8 protein-coding genes are annotated in these 6189 nt (G+C 63.9%); 6 read left to right on the forward strand and 2 right to left on the reverse strand.

The features are described 5' to 3' along the window. Positions 1 to 327, forward strand: coding sequence for a DUF167 domain-containing protein (locus tag AC0L2O_RS26610; RefSeq protein WP_473371791.1), 327 nt, complete (start codon positions 1 to 3; stop codon positions 325 to 327). A 9-nt stretch (positions 328 to 336) separates the two neighbouring features. Then, positions 337 to 1221, forward strand: coding sequence for a bifunctional methylenetetrahydrofolate dehydrogenase/methenyltetrahydrofolate cyclohydrolase FolD (gene folD, locus AC0L2O_RS26615; RefSeq protein ID WP_473371792.1), 885 nt, complete (start codon positions 337 to 339; stop codon positions 1219 to 1221). A 277-nt stretch (positions 1222 to 1498) separates the two neighbouring features. Here folD and ppa read toward each other — a convergent pair whose 3' ends face one another. Further along, complete coding sequence (gene ppa, locus AC0L2O_RS26620) at positions 1499 to 2032, reverse strand: inorganic diphosphatase (RefSeq protein WP_369720036.1); 534 nt, start codon at positions 2030 to 2032, stop codon at positions 1499 to 1501. Between the two features lie 180 nt (positions 2033 to 2212). Continuing rightward, entirely contained in the window at positions 2213 to 2722 is a 510-nt protein-coding gene (locus AC0L2O_RS26625; RefSeq protein WP_027533231.1) for a GNAT family N-acetyltransferase, read from the reverse strand. A 264-nt stretch (positions 2723 to 2986) separates the two neighbouring features. Here AC0L2O_RS26625 and AC0L2O_RS26630 point away from each other — a divergent pair, with 264 nt between their 5' ends. From AC0L2O_RS26630 to AC0L2O_RS26645, 4 genes are read left to right on the forward strand one after another with little or no spacing between them, the layout of a single operon-like run. Next, positions 2987 to 3877 (forward strand): alpha/beta hydrolase family protein, encoded by an 891-nt coding sequence (locus AC0L2O_RS26630; protein WP_473371793.1) that lies wholly within the window; start codon positions 2987 to 2989, stop codon positions 3875 to 3877. After that, a complete protein-coding gene (locus AC0L2O_RS26635; protein WP_473371794.1) occupies positions 3874 to 4341 on the forward strand; it encodes a DUF2269 family protein in 468 nt (155 codons plus the stop codon). Before AC0L2O_RS26630 ends, AC0L2O_RS26635 begins: the two co-directional genes overlap by 4 nt. An 8-nt stretch (positions 4342 to 4349) precedes the next feature. Beyond that, positions 4350 to 5669 carry an SDR family oxidoreductase gene (locus tag AC0L2O_RS26640; protein WP_473371795.1) on the forward strand — a complete coding sequence of 440 codons (1320 nt, stop codon included), beginning with the start codon at positions 4350 to 4352 and terminating at the stop codon, positions 5667 to 5669. Continuing rightward, positions 5669 to 6076 carry a thiol-disulfide oxidoreductase DCC family protein gene (locus AC0L2O_RS26645; protein ID WP_473371796.1) on the forward strand — a complete coding sequence of 136 codons (408 nt, stop codon included), beginning with the start codon at positions 5669 to 5671 and terminating at the stop codon, positions 6074 to 6076. Before AC0L2O_RS26640 ends, AC0L2O_RS26645 begins: the two co-directional genes overlap by 1 nt. Positions 6077 to 6189: the final 113 nt, after the last annotated feature.

The raw sequence follows: 6189 nt of genomic DNA on the forward strand, positions 1-6189 counted from the left end.
TTGACTGATCCTTGGCGCACCTCCACCACGGGCCTCAGCATTGCGTTGCGGGTGACACCGCGCGGCGGGCGTGACGACATCGACGGGATCGAGCAGCTCTCCGACGGCCGCAGCGTCCTGAAGGTGCGCGTGCGGGCGATCGCTGATGGCGGCGAGGCCAATCGCGCGGTGCTGGCGCTGTTGGCGAAATCGCTCGGCGTGCCCAAGGCCAGCGTCAGTCTCCTGTCCGGGACGACGTCACGGCTGAAGCAGATCGCGGTCGAGGGCGATCCGGCACGGCTTGCCGAAGCGCTGCGCCAGCTTGCTCCGGCCAAATCGAAGGCATAGGGAACTGACATGGCGGCCAAGATCATCGATGGAAAAGTCATTGCCGCTGAGCTTCGCGCCCGCGTCGGCGATGAGGTCGCCCGCGTCAAGCGTGACCACAATCTGATCCCGGGGCTCGCGGTGGTCCTGGTCGGCAGCGATCCCGCCTCTGAGGTCTATGTCCGCTCCAAGCACACGCAGACCCAGGCGGCCGGCATGGCCTCGTTCGAGCACAAGCTGCCCGCCGAGGTCTCGCAGGCAGATCTGCTGGCGCTGGTGGCAAAACTCAACCGCGATCCCGCCGTGCACGGCATTCTGGTGCAGCTGCCCCTGCCCAAGGGCCTCGACACCGAGGCCGTGGTCAATGCCATCGATCCGGCCAAGGATGTCGACGGACTGCATCCCAACAATGCTGGGCGGCTTGCCGGCGGCTTCGAGGCGCTGTCGCCCTGCACGCCGCTCGGCTGCATCATACTGACCAAGAGCGTGCATGGCTCGCTCGAAGGCATGAACGCGATCGTCATCGGCCGCTCCAATCTGGTCGGCCGCCCGCTGGTGCAGTTGTTGTTGAACGAGAACGCGACGGTGACCATCGCGCATTCGCGCTCACGCGATTTGCCCGGGCTCGTGAGGCAGGCCGATCTCGTTTATGCGGCGGTTGGTAGACCTGAGATGGTGCGCGGCCACTGGCTGAAGCCGGGCGCGACCGTGATCGACGTCGGCATCAGCCGTATTCCAAGGGACGACGGCAAGACGCGGCTCGTCGGCGACGTCGCCTTTCAGGAAGCACTCGAGGTCGCCGGCGCGATCACGCCGGTGCCGGGCGGCGTCGGCCAGATGACGGTCGCCTGTCTGCTCGTGAACACGCTGCGCGCGGCTTGCGCGATCGCAGGCCTGCCGAAGCCGGCGGTGTAGTTTACCTCGCCCCGCTTGCGGCAGCCATCGCATATAAGGCTGATTTCTCTGTGGCCATCCTTCGAGACGCCCGCCTTTGGCGGGCCCTCAGGATGAGGACCGAGTGTGCGGCAGCAGTTTCAACGGGCTCCGACTGCCGCTTAGCCTCATCCTGAGGAGACCGCGGAGCGGTCGTCTCGAAGGACGAGGCGCGCGTTCAGGTCGGCCAATGGCGATGTGCGATGGCCCTGCGATTTGCAGGGAGAGGTACCGTCATCGGCTCCGGGCTACGGAAAACTCATGCCTTCTTTTTCTCGCGCTCGACGCCTTCGAGGATCAGCTTGTGGGCATCTTCCGGGCCGCCCCAGCGCAATATCTTCACCCACTTGCCGGGTTCGAGATCCTTGTAGTGCTCGAAGAAATGCTGGATCTGCTGCAGCGTGATGTCGGGCAGGTCGGAATAGGTCTTCACCTTGTCGTAGCGCTGCGTCAGCTTTGACGACGGCACCGCCAGAATCTTCTCGTCGCCGCCGGCTTCGTCTTCCATGAACAGCACGCCGACCGGACGCACGCTCATGACGGCACCCGGGATGATGGCGCGGGTGTTGACGATCAGGACGTCGCAGGGGTCGCCGTCATCCGACAGCGTGTGCGGGATGAATCCGTAATTACCGGGGTAACGCATCGGCGTGTAGAGGAAGCGGTCGACCACCAGCGTGCCCGCCTCCTTGTCCATCTCGTATTTGATCGGCTCACCGCCCACCGGCACTTCGATGATGACGTTCACTTCGTGTGGCGTGTTTTTTCCGATCGAGACCGCATCGATACGCATTCAAAAAGCTCCGTTGTTGCCGAGGTTAAATCGCGCCCGGCAGCGATTTTGGCATTGTCATACGCGGGCTTGGCCCGCCACTCCATCGCGTTTTTGTGAAATAATGAATCCAGCGATCACCGGCTCAAAAGGCAACGGTATCGACGGAATGGAAGCGCTGCCGGTTAAGCTTTCAGCAGCTCAATTGGTCCAGGCGAAGGCAACCTTGTCGAGCGATTTCGGCCCGAATCGCTCCGAGGAGCGCGCCACCATGCGGCCACCCAGCGCCCGGTAGAACTCGGTCGCCGGGTCGTTGTCCGAGAGCGCCCACACCACCATGCTCTTCAGATTGCTCTGCATGAGGTCGCGGCGCGCGGCGGTAAACAGGCGACGGCCGAAGCCGAGGCCCTGGAATTCCGGACGCAGGTAAAGCTCGTAGATCTCGCCGTCGAAATGCAGGCTGCGGGCGCGGTTGCGGCCGTAATTGGCATAGCCCGCGATCTTGTCGCCGAACACCAGCACGCTGACGCGGCTGCCCTTGCGGATCGCGCTGTCCCACCACTGCGGACCGCGGCGGTTGATCAGCTTCTCCAGCTCGGCGCCGGGAATGATGCCCTGATAGGCCGAGCGCCATGCTTCGTCATGGGTGGACGCCACTGCAGTTGCATCTGCAGCTTTGGCCGGCCGGACCTCGATCAGGGTTGTGCTCATGGATGCGATCAAACCAAGTCGCCGCGCCGGCGGCAAGACCTATCGTTAATTATCGGTTAAGCTGTGGACTTTCTGCATCAGTATTTTAACCATGTTGTACCGAAAGAAGACAAGCGGCTGCCTTGAACGGCAATGGTGTGATGTACGCCGGTGCAAAACTGCGGTGCGGCAACGAATGAACGGCCACGGCACCGCAGAAAGCCCGTCCAGAATGATTCGTTCCTACCAGTCTGACTGCGTCCCCCTGTTCGCCTTCGGCAATTGATGCGGCTCCTCAACATCCTCGCCCTCCTGCCTCTGCTATCCCTGTTGGCTGCGTCGCCGCTGCGCGCCCAGGTCACGTTGGGGCCATCGGGAGAGGAAGGCGAGCCGTTCCGGCGACAACAATGGCGTGTACCATCCCCGGATACCGATATTGCCGCGCACGCGCTGCTGTTTCGCCCCGCCGACACCGGTCCGTTTCGCCTCGCTGTGATCGCGCATGCAACGACACAGAACGTGTTGCGTCGTGCACAAATGCCGCAGCCGGAATACCGCGCGCTCGTCGCGTTTCTCGTCGCGCGCGGTTTCGCCGTGCTGGTGCCCGAGCGGCTCGGCCATGGCGCGACCGGCGGGCGCTATGTGGAGGACCAGGGCGGCTGTGACGAGGCTGATTACGCCCGCTCCGGCCGCGCCACCGCGGCGGAGATTTCGCTCGCGCTGGACTATCTGCGGAAGCAGGATTTTGTCCGCGGCGACGCCGCGGTCGTGCTCGGACACTCCGCAGGCGGCTGGGGTGCGCTGGCACTCGCGAATGCCGATCCGAAGGCGATCTCCGCGATCATTGCCTTCGCACCGGGGCGCGGCGGCCACGCCAACGATGAAGCGAACCGGATCTGTGCGCCGCATACGCTGCTTGCGGCCGCGGCCGAATTCGGCAAAGCCGCGCGCGTTCCCGTCACATGGTTGGTCGCGGACAATGACAGCTATTTTGCGCCGGCGTTCTCGCGAAGTCTGGCGGACGCATTTCGTAGCGGCGGTGGAAAGGTCGATTTCCGCGCGTTGCCCGCGGTGGGCAGCGAGGGCCATTGGATGATCGAGACCGAGGCCGGCGTCAAAGCCGCAAGCCTGGAGCTCGACCGCGCGCTGAAGCCGCCGCTGGCGAAGAAGCCATGACACTGTATTTCCTGGTCAAATATCTGCATGTGCTCGGTGCCATCGTCATCCTCGGTACCGGAAGCGGCATCGCCTTCTTCATGCTGATGGCGCATCGCAGTCACGATGCGGAGTTCATCGCGCGCACGGCTTCGGTGGTGGTGATCGCCGATGCGATCTTCACGCTGTCGGCGGTGCTCGTGCAGCCGATCACGGGCGGTTTGCTGATGATGCTCTCGGCCACGCCGATCACGGAGCGATGGCTGCTGGCGTCGCTCGCGCTCTTTGTGATCGCAGGCCTGTTCTGGGTGCCCGTCGTCTTCATGCAGATCGAGATGCGCGATCTCGCGCGCAACGCGGCCGAGCAGCACGTCGCGCTGCCGGAGCGCTACTTCATCCTGTTCCGCCGCTGGTTCGCGTTCGGCTTCCCCGGATTCGGCGCGACGATGCTGATCCTCTGGCTGATGATCGCGAAACCGATCTGAGAGACGTGATGAACCAGCGCACCATTCTCGTGCTCGGCGCCTCCGGCCTGATCGGTCGCTTCATCACGGACGATTTGCGCACGCGGGGCTTTCGTGTGGTCGGTCTCGCACGCCGCTTGTCGCCGGCGCAGAAGATGACCGCGCTTGATCTCGAGGTGCCGATTCTCTCGCTCGATGCGGCCGCGCTGACCCGCCTGTTGCGGGAGCACGCAGTGGATATCGTCGTGAACTGCCTCGGCGTGCTTCAGGATGGGCCGGGCAGCGACACCAACGCCGTGCATCGCGATTTCGTCGCACGCCTGCTCAAGGCCTTGAGCGATAGCGGACGGGCAATCCGGCTGGTGCACATCTCGATTCCCGGAACCGCACAGGACGATCGCACCGCATTCGCGACGACCAAGCGCGAGGCCGAGCGGCTGATCGCCGCCTCCCGCATTCCCCACGCCATCCTGCGCCCCGGCTTCGTGATCGCGCCATCGGCCTATGGCGGCAGCGCCATGCTGCGCGCGATCGCCGCTTTTCCGCTCGACCTGCCGACTGCCGAAATGGCGACGCCGTTCCAGCCTGTTGCGGTCGAGGACATCGCTGCCACCATTGCCTGGCTCGTCGCGCGCGACATCGACGATCTATCCGTGAAAGCCGTGAGCTGGGACCTGATGCAGTCCGAACCAATGACGATGGCCGGCGTCGTCAAGCAGTTCCGGTGTGCGTTCGGCACCGCCGGCTGGCCGCGCGTCGCGATGCCATCCTTCATGCTCGATCTCGGCGCGAGAATCGGCGACGTCGCCAATTCTCTCGGCTGGATGCCGCCAATGCGCTCCACCGCGATCGCCGAGCTGCGCCGCGGCGTGACGGGCGATCCCTCGACGTGGATCGCAGCCACCGGCATTGCCCCAAAGACGCTGGCTGAAGCAGTTGGGCGTCATCCCGCTTCCATCCAGGACAAATGGTTCGCACGGCTGTTCCTGATCAAGGCATTGATCATCGCGAGCCTGGTGGCGTTCTGGCTCGTCTCAGGCTTTATCGCGCTGGTCGTCTCCTATCGCGCCGCCGCCGGCATTTTGAGCGCGCACGGCTTTCCGCCGGCACTGGTCGATCCCATCACCATTGGCACCAGCCTGATGGACATGGGCATTGGCGTCCTGATCGCTTTTCGTCGTACGGCAGCCATCGGCCTGGTCGCGGGCATCGTCGCATCGCTCGGCTATATGGCCCGCGCGGCGATCCTGACGCCCGACCTCTGGATCGAGCCGCTCGGCGCGCTGGTGAAGACGGGGCCGGCAATCGTGCTGATGCTCGTGGCATTGCTCATATTGGATAACCGCTGATGCCCAAATGGCCCGATGACGATGTGATCCTGTTCGACGGCGTCTGTATCTTCTGCTCGCGTTGGGTGCGGTTCATTGCCAAGCGCGACACGGCGAAGCGATTTCGATTCACGCCGATCCAGTCGGACTATGGAGCGCGGCTGGCGCGTACGTTCGGCATTGATCCCGATGATCCCGACACCAATGCAGTGGTTCACCGCGGAGAGGCGTTCTTGCAGTCGGACGCTGCGCTGACGGTGCTGTCGCATCTGCCGGGATGGAGTTGGACACGCGCGCTACTTGCTGTGCCGAAGCCGTTGCGCAACGCGGTGTACGGCCTCATCGCGCGCAACCGCTATCGCATCTTCGGCAAGTACGATGCGTGCTTTGTGCCGGAAGCGGATCTGCGGGCGAGGGTGATTGAGTAACGCGTCATTGCGGGTAACTCGTAATTGCAGGTAGCTCGTCATTGCGAGTTGGGACCGGCCTTGAGGGCCGACGCGCGCTGAATGAAACTTTTCGCGGGTTGGCAAAAGCGGTA

The sequence above is a fragment of the Bradyrhizobium sp. Kon10 genome (assembly GCF_055807395.1).

Coding starts and splice junctions, on each gene's coding strand:
- folD (WP_473371792.1), top strand. CDS start 337: ATGGCGGCCAAGATCATCGATGGAAAAGTCATTGCCGCTGAGCTTCGC.
- AC0L2O_RS26645 (WP_473371796.1), top strand. CDS start 5,669: ATGCCCAAATGGCCCGATGACGATGTGATCCTGTTCGACGGCGTCTGT.
- ppa (WP_369720036.1), bottom strand. CDS start 2,032: ATGCGTATCGATGCGGTCTCGATCGGAAAAAACACGCCACACGAAGTG.
- AC0L2O_RS26630 (WP_473371793.1), top strand. CDS start 2,987: ATGCGGCTCCTCAACATCCTCGCCCTCCTGCCTCTGCTATCCCTGTTG.
- AC0L2O_RS26635 (WP_473371794.1), top strand. CDS start 3,874: ATGACACTGTATTTCCTGGTCAAATATCTGCATGTGCTCGGTGCCATC.
- AC0L2O_RS26625 (WP_027533231.1), bottom strand. CDS start 2,722: ATGAGCACAACCCTGATCGAGGTCCGGCCGGCCAAAGCTGCAGATGCA.
- AC0L2O_RS26640 (WP_473371795.1), top strand. CDS start 4,350: ATGAACCAGCGCACCATTCTCGTGCTCGGCGCCTCCGGCCTGATCGGT.